Raw genomic sequence first — 22,744 nt, 5'->3', positions numbered from 1 at the left:
ACGTGCCCTGTTCAAAAATAATGCAATATTCCAATTTCCCAGCATATAATAAGCAAACAACGAATATTTGGACAATGGCGTCCTTGAGATTAAGTAGCTATTTCTTACATAGCTATTCTAAATCCAAGACGTTTTTTTGTTCGGGAGGTACAAATTTATGTGTGGAATTGTAGGCTGGACAGATTTTTCCCGGAATCTAAATATGGAAACTCCTGTTTTGGAGAACATGACCAACAGGCTTATCCCCCGCGGTCCGGATGCTGCAGGTTATTGGTTTTCCGAACATACTGCTTTCGGCCATCGCCGGCTGGTAGTAGTAGATCCTCAAGGGGGACAGCAACCAATGATCCGCCGAACAAGGAACAATACTTATGTACTGGTTTATAACGGGGAATTATACAATACCAGTGATGTCCGCCAAGAGTTAATTTCCCTTGGTCATACCTTCGAGGGATGGTCTGATACGGAAGTATTGCTCCAGTCTTATATAGAATGGGGCGAAAGATGTCTCCGGAAGTTCAATGGAATCTTTGCCTTTGCTATCTGGGACGAGCAAAAAAATCGATTATTTTTAGCCCGAGACCGCATCGGCGTCAAACCATTATTCTATAGTCAGCGGGGAAGCTCTTTTCTCTTTGCTTCAGAGATTAAAGCCCTTCTGGCTCATCCCCTGGTTTCATCTACCATTAACAGGGAAGGTTTAACTGAGATTTTTGTCATGGGTCCCGCTCGTACCCCTGGTCATGGAGTATTTGCCCAAATTTCCGAGTTGAAGCCCGGTTACAGTATGACTGTAGATCACAACGGTATTCATATCCGGCAGTATTGGTCTTTAGTCAGCCGGCCGCACCTGGAATCTTTGGCAGAGACAGTGTGCTCGGTCAGAGAGTTAGTTCTTGATGCCATTAAACGTCAGCTTGTCTCCGATGTTCCCCTCTGCACTCTCTTATCGGGGGGCTTGGATTCGAGCGCCATTACCGCCATTGCAGCAAATATCTATCAAAAGGAAGGGCTGGAGCCCTTACGAACTTTTTCCATAGATTACGTGGGCAATGAAAAATATTTTCGGGCCAATGAATTTCAGCCCAATCCCGATGCTCCTTGGGTAAAAATTGTTTCAGACGCCTTTCATACCAAGCACGATTTTATGTTCATCGATACTCCCCAGTTGGTAGATTCCTTGTTTCCTGCAGTCTTGGCGCGGGATTTACCGGGCATGACCGATGTGGATTCTTCCCTTTTTCTCTTTAGCTGCGAAATAAAAAAACAGGCGACTGTCGCCTTGTCCGGAGAAGGAGCGGATGAGGTTTTTGGAGGATATCCCTGGTTTTACAACCAGGAACCATCCGAGCTTCAGACTTTCCCCTGGACACGCCGGGCCGAGGAACGCTTCCGGCTTTATTCCCCCGAATTATTGGAGTTAATCAAACCGGAGAAGTACTTAGCTGAGCGTTTCCAGGAAGCCTTGGCTGAAGTCCCCCGTTTGGCTGGAGAAGCACCTGACGATGCCAAAATGCGGGAGATGTTTTATTTGAATTTAACCCGCTGGATGCCTACTTTGTTGGATCGGAAAGACCGAATGAGTATGGCCACCGGCTTGGAATTACGTGTTCCCTATACCGACCATAGATTGGTCGAATATCTCTGGAATATCCCCTGGCAGCAGAAATACTGTCAAAACAGGGAAAAAGGCCTCTTAAGAAAGGCTTTGGCCGGTGTTCTGCCCGAAGATGTCCTCTGGCGAAAGAAGAGTCCTTATCCCAAAACTCATAATCCGGCTTACCTCGAAGCAATCCGGCGCTTATTTTTACGAATTCTGGATAACAAGGATTCTCCTTTGCTTCCCTTTATTAAGAAGACTGCCCTCCAGGACTTTGCCCAAGCGATAACACCCGATACCAATATCCCCTGGTTCGGACAATTGCTGAATGCGCCCCAGCTTTTGGCCTATTTTATCCAGGTAGATTATTGGTTAATGGAATATGATGTCAGCATTGAGTTATAAATAATTACCTGCATAACAGCCTTTGACTTACAATATCCGAGAATATTTCCATCCCATTTGTTTGGGCAATATGAAGCACACCTGAATATTGGGTGCCTTCCGGCATAATTGAGGTTAAAATATTCTCTCTGTTGAGAACGTAATCAGGATGAAACACCACATCTTTTTTCCCCTCAAAAATAGCCGCGTAAAAAATACCCGTTTCTACCAGATCCTGAAAAAAGTGGCTGCCGTATGATAGTTCAGGCATAAACCCTTCCTGGGAAGATACCTCACAAATCACCGCCATGTTGCAAAGCTCGGTGAAATGTACAGGTACTCCCAAAGAGGGTGTTGTCGTTCCCCATCTGCCCGGCCCCATCAGCAGGGCATTTTTTCCTTTTAGTGCTTTGTTGATCAGGCCAATCTGTCTGGCCACGGAATACTTTGACTGGTTATCCAGTTGGAGATAAGGCCGTGGATGAACAAAAACAACATAATCAATGGGCAGACGAACATTCCCTCCCATAAAGTTTCCTTGAGAGGAGAAAAAACAATCCTGATTACTTTCCAGCTTGGGGATTTCTACCGATTTTCCCAAACCCCTGGTCTGCAAAGGCCGGCACTGTAATAGATTGACCTTAAACCTTTTGTTTTTCGTAAAATTAACAGTAAATTCGATATCCACTGGATACTCATAAACCTTAGACAAGAGAGCCAGCATTTCTCTCATAAACCTGGGAAAATCAGTATCCTTCAACATGGTTTCAAAATCAATGAGATAAGGCGTTTTTATCTTAGAATATCCCATCTGACGCAGATAGTTGATTGTCCCGTAATCAATACTGACCAACAGATTTTTATCTACTTTCAAATCATAAGTAAGGATTTCTTCTAGTTTTTCGCTTGTTAAGACATTGCTTTTTAAAGAGAGCAGATCCACAAGACGCTGGGAGAATTTATTCCGGTCTTCATAATCGACTAAGGGCAAGCGTAAGGGATCGTCCAGGGTCACAATTTTAGCATAATCCCCCACCGTTCTGTCCACTGCTCTCGTACCAAGACCAAGGACAAGACGAAGCACTCCTGCCTCCATATCTATGTTTTTATCCCATAGATAAATATTCGTAGAATTCCCCACCCCTGCCGCATGGGGAAAGAAGCTTTCCTGATAATTATCTCCGGAGACGCGCTGAACCAGAATAGCCATCTGCTCGTCTTTATTAAAAAGTCCTCTGTTCATTCGATAGGCAAGGGCGTCCTCGTTCATTGTGCTGGCATAAACATTACGCACAGCCTGTTCGAAAGCTTTATATCGTTCTTCAGGAGTTCCCTGGTTAACACAAAAAAAGCTTTCATATTTGCCTGCAAAAGCGTTGCCGAAATTATCCTCCAGCAAGGAGCTGGAACGCACAATTATAGGGGATTGCCCGAAATACTCCAGCATCTGTACAAATTTCTCCTGAATATTCTCAGAAAATTCTCCCTTCAGAATCTTTTCTTTTAACTCAGGAGCATATTGAAAATACCCTTCTGCCGTTTTCTGTTTGGTGCGCAATTCCCACCAACCGTTTTGGACAATATAGGTATAGAAAACATCTGATCCAATATAGTAGGAATCATGAGGCTCCAGAATAGGTTTGAAGCGGTCTTTGCCTTCCTCCTCCAGAATTTTTCTGGCCACAAGCATACCCACGCTTTTTCCCCCGATAAAACCTGTTCCAACCTCTCTGGCTGCTATTTTCAGAATATCCTTTAAGGTAAAATAACGGTCACATAACTCAAACATCCTGGACTCACTGCCGATCAGCATGGACATGAGCTGCCTTTTTATTTTGTTCTGTTCTTGCGGAGCCAAAGCGAGTGCTTCCTTAGCCTGATGAAAAACAACATCCCAATGATCCAGTTTTTCCTCACTGCGGCTGATGCTGGAAAACAACTCGGCGGCTTCGGAACTCGCGGTAATACAGACCGTATCCTGCCCTTGAATAAGATGAGGGAGAAACATGGTGGGAGAATAACGCTGCCAAACCTTAAGGGAATGAATATAATATTTATCGTTAACCTGGTATAAATCCAACAAAAGCTGGGTTGTTTCACGAATACCCGCGATAGTGCTGTTGGTATGAACATTACGGATAATAGCAAAATAAGCTATGGTGTCCAGGGCGAACAGGAAAGGACAGGTTACTTTAAAAAAGTTGCCAATCATTAAGTCGGAATACCAATATTTCAGTAAATCCGTTAGACAGTCAAAAACATAAAAAGCCATTCGGCCCTCCAGTTCAATCAGATCGTGAACAGCTATGGCCAAACTTTCAAAACCTTTTTGAGCTTCAAGCTGATAGATTTTGACATGCGGACTATCCTGCAACAGTGCTTCATGGAGGCCAAAACGGACATAGATCAGCTTTCTCCCATCCAACTGAGCTTGGGTAACATAAGGTTCAACCATGATTTTGTAATCAGCTACGGAATCAACTTGCCAAACCACATTATCTCCCAGGCGGAGGTGGTCGACCATCTGATCGAACCCTTTTAACCCTGAACTTATTTTATCGTGTATTCCCATTCCGAGCACCTCAGTTTCTATATTTCCACGACCCCTTCAAAGACCTTTTCGGGTTTTCCGGTCATATACACCGTTTCATCAGTATATTTCACCACCAGATCGCCTCCCCTGAGTTTGACTGTAATAAACTCTTCTTTATTACAGTAGCCGTTAAGCACTGCGGCTGCCGCAGCAGCGCAGGCACTGGTTCCGGCTGCCATGGTTTCCCCGCTTCCCCGTTCCCACACCCGCATTTTAAGGGTATTTTTGTCAATAACCGTTACGAATTCCACGTTCACTCGTTCCGGAAATATTGGTGAATATTCGAAGGCCGGACCTTCTATCTCCATCTTAATGCTTTCCAGACTGTCTTCAAAGACAACACAATGCGGATTTCCCATGGACATACAGGTTATGCGGTAGTCCCGGCCATCAATCGTCACAGGCTGATTCACAATCTCCCGGCCTGGCATTTTAACCGGAATGTTCTCGGGCTTAAGCTCCGCCGGTCCCATATCTACACACACTGAATTCACCAATTCATCCCGGATATAAAGTTTGAGTTTTTTGATCCCGCTGAGGGTTTCGATGGCAATCTGATCTTTATCCGTGAGCTGTTTGTCATAGAGGTATTTTCCGATGCAAGTAAGCGCATTGCCACTCATTTTGCCTTCGCTGCCATCTAAATTAAACATCCGCATTTTAGCCTCAGCCTTATCTGACGGACAAATCAGCACAATTCCATCACCGCCAATGCCATAATACCTGTCGGATAAATACACACTCAAGGATTCCGGGCTAACCACATTCTGGTGGAAACAATCAAAATAGATGTAGTCGTTGCCGCAGGACTGCATTTTGGTGAAGTTGAGCTTCAGACGTTCACTTCTCATATTATTAATATCCACCAACTCGGTGCTGTTCTGAGAGTAGCGGCTTTTCAAACTATTGGCCAGGGCATTGGCAGTATCCAAGGAGGTCAGGCAGGGAATCGCCGTTTCCACCGCCTTACGGCGGATTTTCACGCTATCCCGGCTGGGCAGCCTGCCCTTGGAAGACGTAGAAATAATATAATTGATTTTACCGCTTTCCAGCAGGGTTTGAATATTATCGTGATCTGCTTCATGAATCTTCTTAACGGGAATTACTTGCAGACCAGCTTTTTCCAAAATCCTGGCCGTTCCGCGGGTAGCATAAAGAGTAAAACCCAACTTGGCATATTTCTTGACAATATCGACAATCTCCAATTTATCGCTGTCGCGTACCGTTATCAGCACTCCGCCCTGCTTGACCATCTGATAGCCGGCTGCCACCAATCCCTTATAAAGTGCTTCAGCCAAGGATTTGCCAATGCCCAGCACTTCACCCGTAGACTTCATCTCCGGACCCAGATGCACATCCACATCAATGAGTTTTTCAAATGAAAAAACCGGTACCTTCACGGCTATATAAGGTGGTGTTTTATATAGCCCCGTCCCATAACCCATCGCTCTTAATTTTTCCCCCAGCATGGCTCTGGTTGCCAGATCGACCATCGGCACCCCGGTAACTTTACTGATATAGGGAATAGTGCGGGAAGAACGGGGATTGACTTCAATCACATATATTTCTCCGGTGTGAATGACATACTGAATATTGATCAGCCCTTGGGTGTTCAAGGCCAGGGCCAGTTTTTGGGAATAAGCAATTACCCGTTCGGTCAGCTCCCCGCTTAAATTCCAGGCCGGATAAACCGCAATAGAATCCCCGGAATGGATGCCGGCCCGTTCGATATGCTCCATAATACCGGGGATGAGAACATCCTCGCCGTCACAGATAGCATCAACCTCTATTTCAATACCCGTAAGATATTTGTCGATCAGCACCGGATTCTCAATGTTGTTAGTAAGAATGATCGCCATATATTCGCGGATATCATCATCACTGAAGGCAATAATCATATTTTGACCGCCAAGCACATAGGAAGGTCGCATCAAGACCGGATAGCCCAGCTTATTGGCTGCTTGCAGCGCTTCATCCTTGTTCATCACGGTATGTCCTTGCGGACGTTTAATGGACAATCTTTCCAGTAAGGCATCAAAACGTTCTCTATCCTCGGCCGCATCGATGCTGTCGGCCGGCGTACCCAAGATCCGAACTCCCTGGGCCTCCAGGAACTTGGTCAGCTTGATGGCCGTCTGTCCGCCAAAAGCGACTACTACCCCGTAAGGCTGCTCCGTATGAATCACATTCAGAACATCCTCACTGGTCAGAGGTTCAAAATACAAGCGGTCAGCCGTATCAAAGTCGGTTGACACAGTTTCCGGGTTGTTGTTGACGATAACTACCTCATAGCCTGCTTTTTTCAGGGCCCACACACAGTGCACGGAAGCATAATCAAACTCTATACCCTGGCCAATCCGGATAGGTCCTGAACCAAAGACAATAATCGTTTTCCTTCCGCTATTTCGGCCTTTGATAAACTGCTCGGCCTCATTGACCTGGTCATAGGTCGAGTAAAAATACGGCGTCTCAGCTTCAAATTCAGCAGCACAAGTATCCACCATTTTATATGAAGCCCGAAGCGGCTGCTCAATCTTGCAGCCGGAAAGCCTCTCAATGACTTTATCCGGATACCCCAGCGTTTTCGCTCTTTGATACAGTTCTTGGGTTAAAGGCCCGCCGGCAAATTCTTTTTCCAGTATGGTAAGATGAGCAAGCTTATTTAGAAACCAGAGGTCAATCTGGGTGACTTCATTAATTGACTCACAGGAAACGCCCCGTTTGAGTGCTTCAAAGATTACGAAAAGACGTTCATCGTCACACACTGCGAGCAGCTGTTCAATCTGCGTATCGGTTAATTTTTTTAGTTTGGGCAGGTTAAGACTGTCCAGGGATATTTCTGCTCCCCGTACCGCTTTCATGATGGCCTGCTCAAAGCTCGTGCCAATGGCCATGACTTCACCCGTCGCTTTCATCTGCGTGCCAAGCGTACGCTTGGCATAAACAAATTTATCAAACGGCCACTTAGGGAGTTTTACCACCACGTAATCGAGGGCCGGTTCAAAACAAGCACAGGTCTTGCCTGTCACTGCGTTTTTGATCTCATCAAGCGTATAACCAATGGCAATTTTGGCAGCTACCTTCGCTATGGGGTACCCCGTCGCCTTTGAGGCAAGCGCAGAGGAGCGGGACACCCTCGGGTTCACTTCAATAACTGCATACTCGAAACTGTGGGGATGAAGTGCAAACTGACAATTGCAGCCGCCCTCGACGCCCAGCGCTGTGATGATATTAAGCGACGCCGAACGCAGCATTTGATACTCCTTATCGGAAAGTGTCACCGCAGGAGCAATGACAATGCTGTCCCCTGTATGCACACCGACCGGATCGAAATTCTCCATGCTGCAAACCGTGATCACATTGCCCACATGGTCACGCATTACTTCAAATTCGATCTCCTTCCAACCGGAGATGCATTTTTCAATCAAGACTTGCGTGATCGGAGAAAGCCGCAAGCCGTTGGCGGCAATCTGGCGCAGTTCCTCTTCGTTATAGACAATACCCCCGCCGCTGCCACCGAGCGTAAAGGCCGGGCGAACAATAACGGGATAAGCTATCTCTTGGGCAAATGTGAGTGCCGCAGGGACATCGTTAACGACCAATGAGGGGATGACCGGCTCGTCAATACTTAACATGGTATCCTTAAACATTTGCCTGTCTTCAGCCTTATCAATGGTCTCAGGATTAGCGCCCAACAAGCGCACGCCATGTTTCTCCAAAAAGCCCTCTTTGGCCAGCTGCATAGAAAGTGTTAGGCCGGTTTGCCCCCCCAGAGTTGATAAAACGCTATCCGGGCATTCCTTAACAATGATCCTTTTAATGGTCTCAACCGTCAAAGGCTCAATATAGATTTGATCAGCCATGACGTTGTCGGTCATAATTGTCGCGGGATTCGAGTTCACTAAAACTACCTCTAAACCCTCTTCTTTGAGTGCGCGGCACGCTTGCGTTCCTGCATAATCGAATTCCGCGGCTTGCCCAATAACGATTGGTCCCGACCCAATGACGAGAACCTTCTTAATCTCCCGGTTTAGCGGCATTTATTTCACTCCCCCCATAAGGTCAATAAATCGATCAAATAAAAAGTTGGTATCTTTTGGTCCTGCAGAGGCCTCGGGATGAAACTGAGCCGAGAAAGCAGGCATATTCTGATATTCAATACCTTCGCACGTTCCATCATTGGCATTCAGATGACTTAAGCGGGCATGGGCCGGCAGGCTGTCGGCCACAACCGCATAGCCATGATTTTGGCTGGTAATGTAGACTCTGCCCGTTTTCAGATCTTTGACCGGCTGGTTGGCACCCCGATGCCCGTATTTAAGTTTGGCGGTTTCTGCTCCCTGCGCCAAGGCCAGCAACTGATGGCCCAGGCAAATTCCAAAGATTGGTACCCCTGATTTCGCTAGCTTGGCCAGTTCCCCAATAATCTCTTTATTGTCGGCCGGATCGCCGGGCCCGTTGGAAAGCATAACCCCATCCGGTCTAAAATTTAGAATTTCTGCCGTAGCGGTGTCCGCCGGCACAGTAATGACCTCACAGCCGCGTTTGAGCAGCTCCCGGCGAATATTTTCCTTAGCCCCAAAATCCCATAAGACTACCTTGTATCCTCCCGGTACTCCTTTGGAGACCGAAATCTCCCTGGTACCAACTGTTTGCACCGCATCAATAATTCTGTAATTCTTAATTTCTGCCAATACTTGATCCAGATCAGCCAACGTGGTGGTAATCTTGGCATTCATCACCCCAACTTCCCGGATGATCTTGGTTAGTTCCCGCGTATCAATTCCATAAACCCCCACAATATTATGCTCCCTTAAAAAAGTATCAAGCTCACCCACACTGCGGAAGTTGGATGGAACTTGACACCATTCTCGGACAATATAGGCTTTTAAATAGAGAGAAGAACTTTCAAAGTCGGAGGGAATGATACCATAGTTACCTATCAAGGGAAAAGTCTGAACCACGATCTGCCCATAATAGCTCGGATCAGTCAAGGTTTCCAGATATCCGGTCATCCCGGTGGTAAAGACAATCTCTCCGACTACCTCCCCTGCCGCCCCGAAAGTTTTTCCTTTGAAAACTTGCCCATTTTCCAGGACAATATAAATGCTTTGCTGCATTCCGGTCCCTCCGTTATTCTTGCTGCCCTCCGGCAGCTTATTATCTCATCAAGTATAACAAATGATCCAACTGCATCCTTCTTTATTATTAACTCTCATAGGTGTTCAAAATACTTTCCGCCACTTCTCTTTTGCTAACCCGTCTGTCCATCGCTTGTTTTTCAATATACCTGTGCGCCTGCGGCTCAGTAAGGTTTAAATATTGGATAAGTGTGCATTTTGCCCTATCCACCAAGCGAATATCTTCAATCTTCTGCTGCAATTTGGCATTCTCATGCTGAAGACCCAGAATCCTCCTCCTGGAAGCGGCCATTAGCTTCAAAGACTGAAAGAACATTGCTCGGCTGAGAGGTTTAGGCAGCACAAACACTCCATAATTCTCTACTTTGGCGGAGACATCGTCCGCCATTTCCGATCTAACAATCAGAATCACTCCTGCCATGGAAACTTCCGTCACCATCAAGGATAATTCTTCGCCGGATTCATCGCGTAGTGGAGCATTAATGACCACTAATTCAAAATCTTTCTGATTTAACAGCCTGCGGGCTTCGCCGCCACTTTGGACGGTAGTGATTTTGGAAAAATCATGTGCTATCAAGAATTCTGATAAAAAATCTTTCCCTTTAGCAGTGCTTGAAACAACCAGCACACTATCCATAACACCACCACCTTTCCTCTACTCATGATTACAAGTACTAGACTTTTAAAAAATACTTTTCTTTTTCAAATTGCTCTTTGTTCTCCGCTTGGGTATAGCTGTTCCATTCTACCCGCTTACTGCTTAAAAATTTGTCAATTGTCTTGAGCGGCAAAACACGTTGGACAAAAGTACTCTTCTGCGCAAGCTCAATCGCCACGCCAAGGTTTTCAGGAATCAGGGTGAGGCTATTGATTTTAGCTGCATCAGCTTCATAAAGGTTAGCATCAAAGGCCGGGGTCAGCGGTATCTGCTTATTAATTCCGTCCATACCTGCCTGAATCACCAGGGCAAATGCCAGATAAGCATTGCAGGAGGGGTCAGGTGAACGCAGCTCCATGCGGCAGTATTCTGCTTCTGCGGCAGGAATGCGGATCAACTGGGAACGGTTTTGGTGGGACCAGGTGATATATTTTGGTGCTTCAAATCTCCCAAAGCGGGCATATGAATTGGCCAGGGGATTCAAAAACGCGGTCATCTCAGGGATCTTAGCCATTACCCCGGCGATAAATCTCTCAGGGACCTCTCCATGTTGTTTACTTCGGTTATTAAAAACATTTAGGCCATTCTTATAAAGCGAAATATTGATATGCAGACCGTTACCGCTTTTTTCCGGAAGGGGTTTGGGCATAAACGAGGCATGAAGGCCATTGCGGGCGGCGACCGTTTTGACCACGGATTTAAAAGTCATTAAATTATCGGCGGCCGTCAAGGCATCACTATACTGAAAATCAACTTCATTTTGGCCAGGCCCTTGCTCATGGTGAGAGCTTTCCGGTCTAATCCCCATCTCTTCCAGAATCAAACAAATTTCCCGCCGCACATTTTCTCCTTTGTCCATGGGAGCAATGTCACAATACCCTCCCGAATCATGCGGTATTGTAGTGGGTAAACCCTTCTCATCCATTTGGAAAAGATAGAACTCGCATTCCGCCCCTATCTTACAGTTATAACCAAAGACCTCAGCTTCCCTGATAGCCTTTCTGAGAATGTTTCTGCCATCTCCTTCAAAGGGAGCACCATCCGGGTGCTTGATGTCACAGAAGAAGCGCACCACGCGTCCTTGACTGGGTCTCCAGGGAAGAACAGAGAGCGTCACAGGATCAGGCACCAGAAATAAATCTGATTCTTCAACGTTCATAAAGCCACTGATCGTCGAAGCGTCAAAAGAAATACCATACTCGAAAGCTCTTGGTAATTCCTCGGGCATAATCGAGATATTTTTCTGGGTCCCAAAAATGTCACAAAAAGCCAGCCGGATAAATTTAACATCGTTTTCCTTGATAAATTCCAGCACTTCGGTCATGGTATGATTCATAGAGCTGCACCTCTTCCATTCCAGATTAAAAAAAGTTTGCTTCATTAAGGTGATATCTAAAGATGATATCTGAAGGTGATATCTGAATATTACAATGCCTAAATATCCTATTTACGGGTATAAAGTTGTCTATAAGGATTATGCGTGTTAGGCATTAACACATAAAATGTTTGACCCCATACATATTCTATATCTTCCCCAAAAATCTTGCAGAACTCTTCCAGATAGGGTTTGATTTCTGCCAAATCTTGCTTTGTTGCCTTTTCGGCCACAACCTGCCGGGGTAAATCCTTGGGCAGTTCCTCACAGCGCAAATAAATCTTGCCGCCATGCATGCCCGTGCCGCAAAAATGCCCCACCGGGGTCTTCTGAGCGCTGTGCAGCCCTAAGACAACAATAATTCCGCCGGCCTGATATTCGCCCAGAAAGCTGCCCGAGGTTTCCCCGACGATTAAAACCGGAATTTTTTCCTTGTAGGCTTTCATATGGATGCCCGCGCGGTATCCGGTGTTCCCTTGAACGTAAATCTTGCCGCCGCGCATGGCGTAACCTGTAGCGTCACCCGAAGAACCATGAATAACGATGGTCCCATCGTTCATGGTATCCCCGGTAGCATCCTGGGCATTGCCATGAACGGTAATACAGCAGCCATCCAGATAGGCGCCTAATACATTGCCGGGTATACCGTTGATCACTATCTCCTTGCTGCCCAGCCCACTGCCGATATAGCGTTGACCAATGCAATTATTGATCGTTATCTGACTGTCCGTCGCTAAACGGATTTGATTATTCAACTCCTGAAAGTGCATAGTTTTTGCATCAATCTTCACTTCACCTGCCTCCCAACATTTTTTCTCTTTCTACTCTGGAAAAAGCCATTAACTGAGGCTTATCTTTAATTAGTTCAAAATCAATAGAAGTTAAAGGTTTTTTCTCCTTGATCAAGGCCGTATATATGCCGGCCCTGGCCACATCGCCAATAAGGATATAACCTTTCAGCAAACCTTCCCTGGTAACCAGCTTTTTGTAGGAAGAGTTTTCTCCCTTGCTGACATATTCACTACCCATATAGCTGCCTGCCGTAATGATATGCAGTCCAAAAAAACTAGTGGCATTCATAGGGATGGCCTTCGTGTATAGTTTTTCTCCGCCGGCCATATTGATTCCTGCACACTCTCCCTGCATATAGGCATTCGGTAAAAGTGCCAACACACGAGCCTCGTCGGCAGAAATATCATAGCTTTCCGTACAGTCCCCTGCCGCATAAATATCCGGAAGAAGCGTGCATCGGCAATATTCATCGGTCACAATTCCTTTTTGAACCTCCCCGCCTGCCTCCGCGATCAGCTTGGTATTAGGCTTTACCCCTACGGCCACAATCAAGACATCAAACTTGTATTTTTTGCCGCCGGTTAGCACGGCAGAATTCGCGTCGAAGGCCTGGACGCTATCCGCAAGGATAAATTCAAGCTGCTGTTTCTCCAGATGTGCCTGAACAATGGCCGAGGACTCTTCATCGAGAATGCTCGGCAAAATTCGATCCGCCAGGTCTACCAGCGTGATATGTCCGGCTTTTTCTGCTATCCCTTCGGCACACTTGAGTCCGATCAGACCGGCCCCCAGAATCAAGACTCTGGTACTTTGGGTAATTGCTTTTTGGATTGCTAAAGCATCATCTAAAGACATGAAAGTAAACCGGTTTTCCACGCTTTCCAGCCCCTGAATCGGTGGCACGAAAGGATTGGAGCCAGTTGCTACCAGAAGTTTGTCGTAAGACAAAACGCTGCCATCCTCAAGGAGCACCTTTTTCTCATCTGAAAGAATCTTCTCTACCGTCTTTTCGGTTAAGAGCTTGCAGTTCATCTCCTGGTAAAAATTATTCGGGCGGTACTTCATCCGTTCTTCGTCTGTTTTCCCGGACAAGAGATAAGATATCAACGGCCGGGAATAGGTATGGTATTTTTCTCTAGAAATAACGGTAATCAGACCGGTCTTATCAATCTGTCTGATCCCCTCGATACATCCTATCGCCGCCGTAGAATTGCCTATGATTACATAATTCATCCTGCTTACCTCTCTTCAAATAGGATTGCTTCGTTGGGACAGCCCTGTACGCAAACCGGCTGGCCGCCATTGTTCTGCATACAAAGCTCGCATTTTTGAATAACCCCGTCGTCTGAGGGCATCACCGCACCATAGGGGCAGGACATAATACAGGTGTAACAACCTACACATCTCGTTTTATCGGCTGTAACCACACCGTCTTGAATAGATAAAGCCCCGGTAATACAACTTTTTACACAGAGCGGTTCCAGGCAATGGCGGCAAGAGACGGCAAAGCTGATACCATTCATTTCTTCGATTCTAATTCTGGGATTAATCTGAATATCCTTCAAGGCTTTGACCATATCATCTTGGCCAGAGTGGGCAAAAGCACAATAATATTCGCAAAGATGACATCCCAAGCACCACTTTTCATTAACGTATATTCTTTTCATCGTTACCCAACCTCCCAATCCGGTGCCTGGTCATTATTCACCGGCATGTTTGATACCCAGTATGGAAAGCTCTTTTTCATTCAAACCCACCCCCCGGAGCATTAGTCTGTTCCCCTTGAGGGCTTCAATGGAGTTGATCCCCATGCCACCCATCATTTCCTTAATCTCATGCTGCCAGGCCATAATCAGGTTCACTAAACGTTGGTACCCGACGTCTGGATTCAAACGCTTAACCAGTTCCGGACGTTGGGTGGCGATACCCCAATTGCATTTTCCTGTTCCGCATGATCTGCACAGATGACATCCCAGGGCAAGTAAGGCACCGGTAGCAATATAAACTGCGTCGGCACCCAAAGCAATAGCCTTGACGATATCAGCACTACTTCTGATACTTCCGCCAACGACCAGGGCCACATCACCGCGAATACCTTCTTCACTCAGCCGTTCATCAACGCTGGCCAAAGCAAGCTCTATCGGAATGCCGACATTATCCCGGATCCGGGTAGGCGCAGAACCGGTGCCGCCCCGGAAGCCATCTATCGCAATAATATCCGCTCCGCTGCGGGCAATTCCGCTGGCAATTGCGGCAACATTATGTACCGCTGCTATTTTGACGATAATCGGTTTTTGATAATTTGTTGCTTCCTTTAAAGAATAGACAAGCTGCCGCAGGTCTTCAATCGAGTAGATATCATGGTGCGGCGCAGGTGAAATGGCATCGGAGCCCTCAGGAATCATACGCGTCCTGGAAATATCTCCCACGATCTTTTCCCCCGGCAGATGGCCGCCGATACCGGGTTTTGCCCCCTGGCCTATTTTAATTTCAATGGCCGCACCTGCTTGCAGATAGTCCTTGTGCACACCAAAGCGGCCCGAGGCCACCTGGACAATCGTGGCCTTTCCGTATTGATAGAAATCCTCGTGTAATCCGCCCTCACCCGTATTATAGAGAATTCCCAATTCCTCGGCGGCTCGGGCCAGGCTTTCGTGGGCATTATAGCTGATCGAGCCATAGGACATCGCCGAAAACATAATCGGTATGGCAAGCTCAAGATAAGGCTCCAGGTTATTTATCAATTTGCCTTCGGCATCACGTGCGACTTTTGGCGGCTTCTTGCCGAGAAAGACTTTGGTTTCCATGGGCTCTCGTAAAGGGTCAATCGAAGGATTGGTAACCTGAGAAGCATTGATCAGCATCTTGTCAAAATAGACGGGGAATTCCATAGGATTGCCCATGGAAGAAAGCAGCACACCGCCGCTGCCCGCCTGGCGGTAGACATCGGAAATTGCCTCCCCGCTCCAGTTAGAATTGGTTTTAAAGGTATGATCGGTCTTCACAATCTTAAGAGCCCTTGTTGGACATAAAGCAACACAACGGTGGCAATTAACACACTCGGCATCATCGCTAACCATTTTATTCACATCTTTATCCAAGTGGTGCACCTCATTGGCACATTGCCTCTCGCAGGCCCGACAGTTGATGCACCTGTCATAATTTCTAATTACTTCATATTCGGGATATAAAAAATCTATAGCCGTTGTTGTTCACCTCAGTTCAATGTGATAATGACCGGCTCGCCGCCCTTAGGTGACCAAATCTTGTCGGGATTTGGCTCAATAATCCTAATGGCACATTCTTCACTAGCGGCATACACCATATCATCCTTTTCGGCAATAATCATGGAACGAAGCTTGAGCCGGTCATTCAAGGCCATCATCCCGCCTTCAAAACCAAGCAGGATGGAAAAAGGCCCGGTAATCAGCAGACTGGAAAAAGCATTGCGGAGATAAATGAGATTTTCCCTTTCTTCCGGCGGTTTGGTATTAATCGTCGTCCAAAACGGAGCGGCAATAACGCTAGCCACTTCTTCCAGGGTAAGTTCCTGTCTGCGGTGTAAATAGTCAATGATGTAGGTGATGACTTCCGTATCGGTCAGTAATGAACATCGATAGCCGAACATCTCAATATATCTGCGGTTGGCATCGTAGGAAGAAATCTCGCCGTTGTGAACAATCGAGTAGTCCAGCATGGCAAAAGGATGGGCACCGCCCCACCAGCCTGGCGTATTGGTGGGGTAACGTCCATGCGCAGTCCAACAATAGCCCTCATACTCGTCCAAGCGGTAGAACCTGCCAACATCCTCGGGAAAACCGACTGCCTTAAAAACCCCCATATTTTTACCGCTGGAGAACACATAGGCACCGTCTATTTTAGTATTAATGTGAATTACCCGGTTGACAGTATACTCTTTTTCATTTAACTGACTGTCCGTAAGTTTCCGCGGCAGCGGGCTAACAAAATAGCGCCAGATTAACGGTTCATCGGTAATGCCGCTGGTCTGTTGGATAGGGATCTTGGACAAGTTAACCACGTCAAAATTATTATCCAGATAGCGCTCACACTTTTCCTTGGCTTCCGTGCTATCATAAAAGATATGGAAAGCGTAGAGCTCTTTATATTCCGGATATATTCCATAGCCTGCAAAACCTCCGCCTAATCCATTGGAACGGTCATGCATGGTGGCAATAGACTCTATGATAGCTTCTCCGCTCATTCTTTTTCCTGCTCTGGAAAAGATCCCTGATATCGCACAGCCCGAAGGTATTCTTCTATGTCCTTCTTTTCGCATAGTTTCTCCTCCTTTAGATAGAAAAAACGTCCATCAAAGAAAAGGCCCGCAGGCTCAGTTTTTTGATGAACGCCATTGTTCAAAATAATATCTAGTTCTCTATTTCTTTCATATTATATTGAATGTTTATGGGAATGTCAATCTATTTGCAGGATGTATCACTGTATACCCTTGCAAATTATGTTAATCTATATTATAATTTATAATTTTTGTATACTTTATTTCTGTATACATAATTCTTATTATATTAAGTTCAAAAAACCAGGAACCTTGCATATTAAGTATTGACATCATCTGACTGGCAGACATATAATAATTTTAAGAAATAAACAGCAAAGGCGCTGGAGGTTAAAACCTGCGGCGCTTTTGCTGTTTTTATTTTAAGGAAGAGAGGTAAACCATATGAGTAATATACCTGATATCTTTGGAAGCATGGTCTTTAACGATCAAGTCATGAAAGAACGTCTCCCTAAGAATACTTACAAAGCAATGAAAAAGACTATTGAAAATAGCCACTCGCTTGATCGGGGCATTGCGGATATCGTAGCCAATGCTATGAAGGATTGGGCAATTGAAAAGGGAGCCACCCATTTTACCCATTGGTTCCAGCCGATGACCGGCATCACGGCAGAGAAGCATGATAGTTTTATTTCTCCGACTCCTGATGGAAACATTATTATGGAGTTTTCGGGTAAGGAACTCATTAAGGGGGAGCCTGATGCCTCCAGTTTTCCTTCAGGAGGCTTAAGAGCTACCTTTGAGGCCAGGGGATATACTGCCTGGGATCCTACTTCATATGCTTTTATCAAAGACGGTACTCTGTGCATCCCCACCGCTTTTTGTTCCTATAGCGGAGAGGCACTGGATAAAAAAACCCCTCTCCTTCGTTCTATGGAAACCATAAATCTGCAGGCAATGCGTATTCTCCAGCTCTTTGGCAATACCGAGGCTACACGGGTGAATACAACAGTGGGACCTGAACAGGAATATTTTCTGATTAATAAAGATCTGGTTGAGCAGCGCAAAGACCTGGTATATTGCGGCAGGACTCTCTTTGGGGCCAAACCGCCCAAGGGTCAGGAAATGGAGGATCACTATTTCGGCGCCATTAAACCGCGGGTATTAGCCTATATGAAAGAACTGGACGAGGAATTGTGGAAACTCGGCATCCTGGCCAAAACCAAACACAATGAAGTCGCACCTTCCCAGCATGAGTTGGCCCCGATTTTTACCACGACGAATATTGCGACCGACCATAATCAACTGACCATGGAGATAATGAAAAAAACCGCTGCGAATCACGGTCTGACCTGCCTCTTGCATGAAAAGCCTTTCGCCGGTATTAACGGCAGCGGCAAACACAACAATTGGTCGCTCTCCACCAATACAGGTTTGAATTTGCTTGAACCGGGAGATTCACCGGAAGAGAATGCCCAGTTCCTGTTATTCCTGGCCGCAATCATCAAAGGGGTAGATGAATATCAGGATTTGCTCCGCGTGTCTGTAGCCAGTGCCGCCAATGATCATCGTTTAGGCGCCAATGAAGCCCCGCCGGCCATTGTCTCCATTTTCCTGGGTGAAGAGCTGACCGACATCTTGGAAGCTATTGAAAGCGGCAATGTCTATGACCCCAAAGCCAAGACGGAAATGAAAATTGGTGTCGATGTGCTGCCCGGTTTCCCCAAAGACGCGACCGACAGGAATCGTACTTCGCCCTTTGCCTTCACCGGCAACAAGTTTGAATTCCGGATGCTGGGATCTGCCATTTCGATTGCCGGAGCAAATTTTGTCCTCAATACGGTTATTGCCGAAGAACTTTCCCAATTTGCCGATGCCCTGGAAGGCGCAAATGATTTTACGAAGAGCTTAAATGCCTTAATCAAAACAACAATCACCGACCACAAACGGATTATCTTCAACGGCAACAACTATGCCGAAGAATGGCTCCAAGAAGCCGAAAAGCGCGGGTTGTTAAACCTGAAATCCACAGTTGATGCCTTACCCTATTTCATCAGCGACAAGAACATCAAGCTCTTCACGAAGCATAAAATCTTCACTGAACCAGAAATGCATTCCAGGTATGAAATTACAATGGAGAACTATTGCAAGGTCATTAACATTGAAGCACTTACTATGCTGGAGATGGGCAAAAAAGAAATCATACCGGCCGTCTGCTCCTATATGAAGGATCTAAGTGATACGGCAATTTCCAAAAAGGCCTTATCAGCGGATATGAATTGCGAGTTGGAGACAAGTATTGTGTCCAAGTTATCTTCCCTCTCCGAATCCCTTTACAAGAAGACCAAAAAGCTGGAAGAAGGACTGCTGGATGTGAGGAATCTATGCTCTCTGCAAGCACAGGGTGAGTATTACCGCGATTTTATTTTCCTGGACATGCAAGAACTGCGTGCTATAGCGGACGAAATTGAAGTGCTGGTGGGAGAACAATATTGGCCCTACCCAACTTACGGGCAACTGCTTTTCAGCGTCTAAACATTTAACCTTTAATCTCTTATTTGTTCGTAAGGTTTGCGTTATTCCCTTTTATTTTCATATATATTATCTGTACACAAAGACGTGTATGCACAAAGAAGCATACACGTCTGATTTTTTAAGGTTCTCTCTTCATTTAGGAGGTGATAGAGAAAATACACAACCCACAGGTGCTATCTCTACCGTTTCTGCACAGCCGGAAATCCGTTGTCCCCGGTAGATGCCACTCTGCTTCCCAAAGACCCTTCCATCTCTTTTTTATCCCTAAGGTTTTTGATATTTCCCTTCATACATTTATGTACACAAAGGCGTGTATGCACAAAGAAGCATACACGCCCAATTTTTTAGAGTTCTCTCTTCTTTTAAGGAGGTGATAGAGAAAATATATAAGTACTCGGATTATAAATACTCGGATCTAGCTGCAAAAAATTGAAATGTAAGGGGAGAAAAAGCTATGATTGATACGGGAGATACAAGTTTTATCATTATTTGTTCAGCACTGGTTTTTTTAATGACTCCTGGATTAGCCCTTTTTTATGGTGGTTTGGTACGGAGAAAGAATGTTTTAAGTATGACAATGAATAGTTTTATTATTATAGGCTTAGCTTCTATCCTCTGGATACTGGTTGGTTATAGCTTAGCTTTTGGGACAGACCACGGCGGTCTGATTGGCAGTTTAGAGTGGTTCGGTCTTTCCGGAGTTGGCATGGAGCCCAATGCTGACTATTCCGCAACCATTCCAGCCATTGTGTTTATGGCTTTTCAGATGATGTTTGCGATCATTACCCCGGCCATAATTACAGGTTCTATTGCAGAACGTATGAGATTCCCTGCCTTTTTAGCTTTCATTACGTTTTGGTTGCTGATTGTCTACTTTCCATTGGCCCATTGGGTATGGGGAGTTGGCGGGTTCTTAAGGAACATGGGTACTCTGGACTTTGCCGGTGGTACCGTTGTCCATATTAGTTCCGGTGTTTCGGGTCTGATTGCGGCCCTTGTTCTAGGCAAAAGAAAAGGTTTTGGGACAGAACCAATGGTCCCCCATCAGCTTCCTATGACAGTCTTAGGGGCAGGATTGCTTTGGTTCGGTTGGTTTGGTTTTAATGCCGGAAGTGCCCTGGGTGCAAATGGGCTGGCAGGTATTGCCTTTGTTACCACAAACACTTCGGCTGCTGCTGCAGCATTGTCCTGGATGGCTGTGGAATGGATTCACCGTGGTAAACCAACTGTTCTTGGTGCAGCAAGTGGTGCCATAGCAGGATTAGTATCCATAACGCCGGCAGCAGGTTTTGTTACTCCAATGTCCGCTCTCCTAATTGGTTTAAGCGCCGGCGCACTTTGTTATTTGGCAGTGAGTGTTCTGAAAACGAAGCTCGGCTATGATGATTCCTTGGATGCCTTCGGCTGTCATGGGGTAGGCGGTATATGGGGAGCACTGGCAACTGGATTATTTGCAACAAAAACAATCAATCCGGCTGGAGCAGACGGGCTATTTTATGGAAATACGGCCCAATTAGGAATTCAAGCCATAAGTATAGTGACGACCATTGCTCTTGCCGTAACGGCAACGTTTGTGATCCTGAAAGTAATCGGATTATTTATTAAATTGCGTGCCACATCTGAAGAAGAAGAGCTTGGCTTAGATTTGGCAATGCACGGAGAAGAAGCATATCCTGACACATTCGGTCACGGATTAACCTCGCAAACGGCTCTCAGCATACCAATGGGAGTTGGAATTCCAAGCATCCCCATAGGTGCTGTCTCTACCGTTGCCGCCCAGCCGGAAATATCTGTTGTCCGCTCTTCCGATATCAAAATGACCAAGGTAGTGCTGATCATCAAGCAGGAAAAATTTGAAGCATTGAAGACAGCTATGAGCGCTATCGGCATCACCGGGATGACCGTAACTCAGGTATTAGGCTTTGGCATGCAAAAAGGAGCTCCTGAGTATTACCGCGGAGTTAGAGTAGATGCCACTTTGCTGCCCAAAGTGAAAGTCGAAATAGTGGTTTCTAAGATTCCTGTAAGTACGGTTATTGAAACTGCCCAGAAAGTACTTCATACCGGTCGAATCGGCGATGGTAAAATCTTCGTCTATGATGTCGAGAATGTTGTCAAAGTACGTACCGGCGAGCAAGGTTACGACGCTTTACAGGACGAAGAATAACTCCTCTCCACGTCCTCTCTGCTTTAGGGGCTGTGTGAAAACATAGTCCCTAAAAAATATAGTGGTAATAGTTTATGGAATTAACAATAAATAAGCTATCCAGTGGAAGACCAACTAAATTTAGACTATTCAATCCAAAAATGGGGCTGTTTTCATAAGGGATTCACTTATAACACAGCCCCTTAAGTAATTGAGTATTCATAAGTAATACCCAATTTCGATAGTTTTTATTGTCCTAATTGCAGTATGCAGTTATAATAGCGGCATGCAGTTATGTTCTGTTTGAAGACTACTTTCATACCTTTTCTTGAATACGATTGAGAAGGGTTCATATGTATATTTTAAATCTGTACTTTTCAATTAGGGTATTGGTGGACTCTGCAGATTGATGATTAAAGGCAGACAGAGTGCTTTCAGAATCGTAGCTGGTTTTTGAAAAAGTGAGGATATATGCCGCTGGACAAAAGGTTAGCTTAAAAAGCGTAGAAAGGATAGTGGGTAATGAATTTTGATTGGAATCCGAATACTGTCAGATGGTATCAAGATGCCAATGAGTATTCGTTCTTTTTTAAAAATATCGCTGGTTTGATTGCCCCCGGATTGGAGGGCTATTCCACACTCTGTGATATCGGCTGCGGCCTAGGGTTGATAGATTTGGAGTTAAGTAAAAGCATCAAATGCATTACTTGCATAGATATTAACAGGGTTGCCATCGAGGCACTGAAAAAGAGTGTTGAGGATAGAAAAATCACAAATATTAAGCCTCGCGTGATGGATTGCAATGACATTGCTGAAAGTTGGGATGTCATCTATATCAGTTTTTTTGGCAGTCACGGGTTGGAAAAGTTTCTGCCCCACTGCAAAAAGCTTATCGCTGTAGTTAGCAAAAATAATCAAGCTGAACTCTATCCAGAAAAGTACAGAGTATTTCAAAAAAACACGGCCGAAGAAGTTGAACAGGAATTGATTCACAAAGGAATACCATATTTCCTCACAGAAGTCTCTTTTGAATTCGGACAACCGCTACTTTCCATAGAGGATGCTAAAAACTTTGTAATGACCCATTCTCCCGAAATTAGCCTGGAGGATTTGGCGAGTTTTCTATCCCAGCGCCTCATAAAAACAGGTGAAAAACAATACCCCTTCTATATCCCCCGCATGAAATCAATAGGAATATTTGAAATCGAAGGTAAACTGTAAGAACAACCCATTCAGTAACTCCCAACTTTCGGGCGGCGTTGATA

14 protein-coding genes and 1 pseudogene are annotated in these 22,744 nt (G+C 45.6%); 5 read left to right on the top strand and 10 right to left on the bottom strand.

Annotated elements, in window-relative coordinates; genetic code table 11:
- Positions 1-157: 157 nt before the first annotated feature.
- Positions 158-2,005 (top strand): asparagine synthase (glutamine-hydrolyzing), encoded by a 1,848-nt coding sequence (gene asnB, locus AC6I5A_RS03485; RefSeq protein WP_034611705.1) that lies wholly within the window; start codon positions 158-160, stop codon positions 2,003-2,005.
- A 4-nt stretch (positions 2,006-2,009) separates the two neighbouring features.
- Here asnB and AC6I5A_RS03480 read toward each other — a convergent pair whose 3' ends face one another.
- The 10 genes from AC6I5A_RS03480 to AC6I5A_RS03435 form a co-directional block, all read right to left on the bottom strand.
- Complete coding sequence (locus AC6I5A_RS03480) at positions 2,010-4,556, bottom strand: PEP/pyruvate-binding domain-containing protein (RefSeq protein WP_034611703.1); 2,547 nt, start codon at positions 4,554-4,556, stop codon at positions 2,010-2,012.
- Between the two features lie 17 nt (positions 4,557-4,573).
- On the bottom strand, positions 4,574-8,617 hold the full coding sequence (gene carB, locus AC6I5A_RS03475) for a carbamoyl-phosphate synthase large subunit (RefSeq protein ID WP_497900461.1): 4,044 nt from the start codon (positions 8,615-8,617) through the stop codon (positions 4,574-4,576).
- Positions 8,618-9,697 carry a carbamoyl phosphate synthase small subunit gene (locus AC6I5A_RS03470; RefSeq protein ID WP_034611702.1) on the bottom strand — a complete coding sequence of 360 codons (1,080 nt, stop codon included), beginning with the start codon at positions 9,695-9,697 and terminating at the stop codon, positions 8,618-8,620. It lies immediately after the preceding gene.
- Between the two features lie 88 nt (positions 9,698-9,785).
- On the bottom strand, positions 9,786-10,355 hold the full coding sequence (locus AC6I5A_RS03465; protein WP_034611700.1) for an ANTAR domain-containing response regulator: 570 nt from the start codon (positions 10,353-10,355) through the stop codon (positions 9,786-9,788).
- Positions 10,356-10,392: 37 nt separating this feature from the next.
- The gene (locus AC6I5A_RS03460) at positions 10,393-11,712 is read right to left on the bottom strand and encodes a glutamine synthetase family protein (protein WP_034611698.1); all 1,320 of its coding nucleotides are present in this window, start codon (positions 11,710-11,712) and stop codon (positions 10,393-10,395) included.
- Between the two features lie 107 nt (positions 11,713-11,819).
- Positions 11,820-12,542 carry a GltB/FmdC/FwdC-like GXGXG domain-containing protein gene (locus AC6I5A_RS03455; RefSeq protein WP_497900460.1) on the bottom strand — a complete coding sequence of 241 codons (723 nt, stop codon included), beginning with the start codon at positions 12,540-12,542 and terminating at the stop codon, positions 11,820-11,822.
- Position 12,543: 1 nt separating this feature from the next.
- A complete protein-coding gene (locus AC6I5A_RS03450) occupies positions 12,544-13,776 on the bottom strand; it encodes an NAD(P)/FAD-dependent oxidoreductase (RefSeq protein ID WP_034611697.1) in 1,233 nt (410 codons plus the stop codon).
- 5 nt (positions 13,777-13,781) lie between these two features.
- Positions 13,782-14,210 carry a 4Fe-4S dicluster domain-containing protein gene (locus AC6I5A_RS03445; protein ID WP_034611695.1) on the bottom strand — a complete coding sequence of 143 codons (429 nt, stop codon included), beginning with the start codon at positions 14,208-14,210 and terminating at the stop codon, positions 13,782-13,784.
- A gap of 33 nt (positions 14,211-14,243) precedes the next feature.
- Positions 14,244-15,743 (bottom strand): glutamate synthase-related protein, encoded by a 1,500-nt coding sequence (locus tag AC6I5A_RS03440; RefSeq protein ID WP_034611694.1) that lies wholly within the window; start codon positions 15,741-15,743, stop codon positions 14,244-14,246.
- A 17-nt stretch (positions 15,744-15,760) separates the two neighbouring features.
- Positions 15,761-16,840, bottom strand: a complete 1,080-nt coding sequence (locus AC6I5A_RS03435; protein ID WP_034611692.1) for a class II glutamine amidotransferase — start codon at positions 16,838-16,840, stop codon at positions 15,761-15,763.
- 402 nt (positions 16,841-17,242) lie between these two features.
- On the opposite strand from AC6I5A_RS03435, the gene AC6I5A_RS03430 reads away from it, so the two are divergent.
- The 4 genes and pseudogenes from AC6I5A_RS03430 to AC6I5A_RS03415 all read left to right on the top strand — a co-directional run bounded on the left by AC6I5A_RS03430 (position 17,243) and on the right by AC6I5A_RS03415 (position 22,700).
- Positions 17,243-19,333 carry a glutamine synthetase III family protein gene (locus tag AC6I5A_RS03430; RefSeq protein WP_034611689.1) on the top strand — a complete coding sequence of 697 codons (2,091 nt, stop codon included), beginning with the start codon at positions 17,243-17,245 and terminating at the stop codon, positions 19,331-19,333.
- 454 nt (positions 19,334-19,787) lie between these two features.
- Positions 19,788-21,021, top strand: a pseudogene (locus AC6I5A_RS03425) (ammonium transporter); the annotation flags it as partial.
- 35 nt (positions 21,022-21,056) lie between these two features.
- Positions 21,057-21,500: a P-II family nitrogen regulator gene (locus tag AC6I5A_RS03420; protein ID WP_497900462.1), complete on the top strand. Its 444-nt coding sequence runs from the start codon at positions 21,057-21,059 to the stop codon at positions 21,498-21,500.
- A 501-nt stretch (positions 21,501-22,001) separates the two neighbouring features.
- Positions 22,002-22,700, top strand: a complete 699-nt coding sequence (locus AC6I5A_RS03415; protein WP_034611688.1) for a class I SAM-dependent methyltransferase — start codon at positions 22,002-22,004, stop codon at positions 22,698-22,700.
- Positions 22,701-22,744 lie beyond the last annotated feature (44 nt).

This window comes from Desulfosporosinus sp. Tol-M2, assembly GCF_059735615.1.
Note: the sequence above shows the minus strand (reverse complement) of the source record. Positions and strands in the feature narration are given on the sequence as shown.

What these genes read in the sequence shown, in the direction of transcription:
- asnB (WP_034611705.1), top strand. Translation starts at nt 158, where the DNA reads ATGTGTGGAATTGTAGGCTGGACAGATTTTTCCCGGAATCTAAATATG.
- AC6I5A_RS03480 (WP_034611703.1), bottom strand. Translation starts at nt 4,556, where the DNA reads ATGGGAATACACGATAAAATAAGTTCAGGGTTAAAAGGGTTCGATCAG.
- carB (WP_497900461.1), bottom strand. Translation starts at nt 8,617, where the DNA reads ATGCCGCTAAACCGGGAGATTAAGAAGGTTCTCGTCATTGGGTCGGGA.
- AC6I5A_RS03470 (WP_034611702.1), bottom strand. Translation starts at nt 9,697, where the DNA reads ATGCAGCAAAGCATTTATATTGTCCTGGAAAATGGGCAAGTTTTCAAA.
- AC6I5A_RS03465 (WP_034611700.1), bottom strand. Translation starts at nt 10,355, where the DNA reads ATGGATAGTGTGCTGGTTGTTTCAAGCACTGCTAAAGGGAAAGATTTT.
- AC6I5A_RS03460 (WP_034611698.1), bottom strand. Translation starts at nt 11,712, where the DNA reads ATGAATCATACCATGACCGAAGTGCTGGAATTTATCAAGGAAAACGAT.
- AC6I5A_RS03450 (WP_034611697.1), bottom strand. Translation starts at nt 13,776, where the DNA reads ATGAATTATGTAATCATAGGCAATTCTACGGCGGCGATAGGATGTATC.
- AC6I5A_RS03445 (WP_034611695.1), bottom strand. Translation starts at nt 14,210, where the DNA reads ATGAAAAGAATATACGTTAATGAAAAGTGGTGCTTGGGATGTCATCTT.
- AC6I5A_RS03435 (WP_034611692.1), bottom strand. Translation starts at nt 16,840, where the DNA reads ATGCGAAAAGAAGGACATAGAAGAATACCTTCGGGCTGTGCGATATCA.
- AC6I5A_RS03430 (WP_034611689.1), top strand. Translation starts at nt 17,243, where the DNA reads ATGAGTAATATACCTGATATCTTTGGAAGCATGGTCTTTAACGATCAA.
- AC6I5A_RS03420 (WP_497900462.1), top strand. Translation starts at nt 21,057, where the DNA reads ATGGGAGTTGGAATTCCAAGCATCCCCATAGGTGCTGTCTCTACCGTT.
- AC6I5A_RS03415 (WP_034611688.1), top strand. Translation starts at nt 22,002, where the DNA reads ATGAATTTTGATTGGAATCCGAATACTGTCAGATGGTATCAAGATGCC.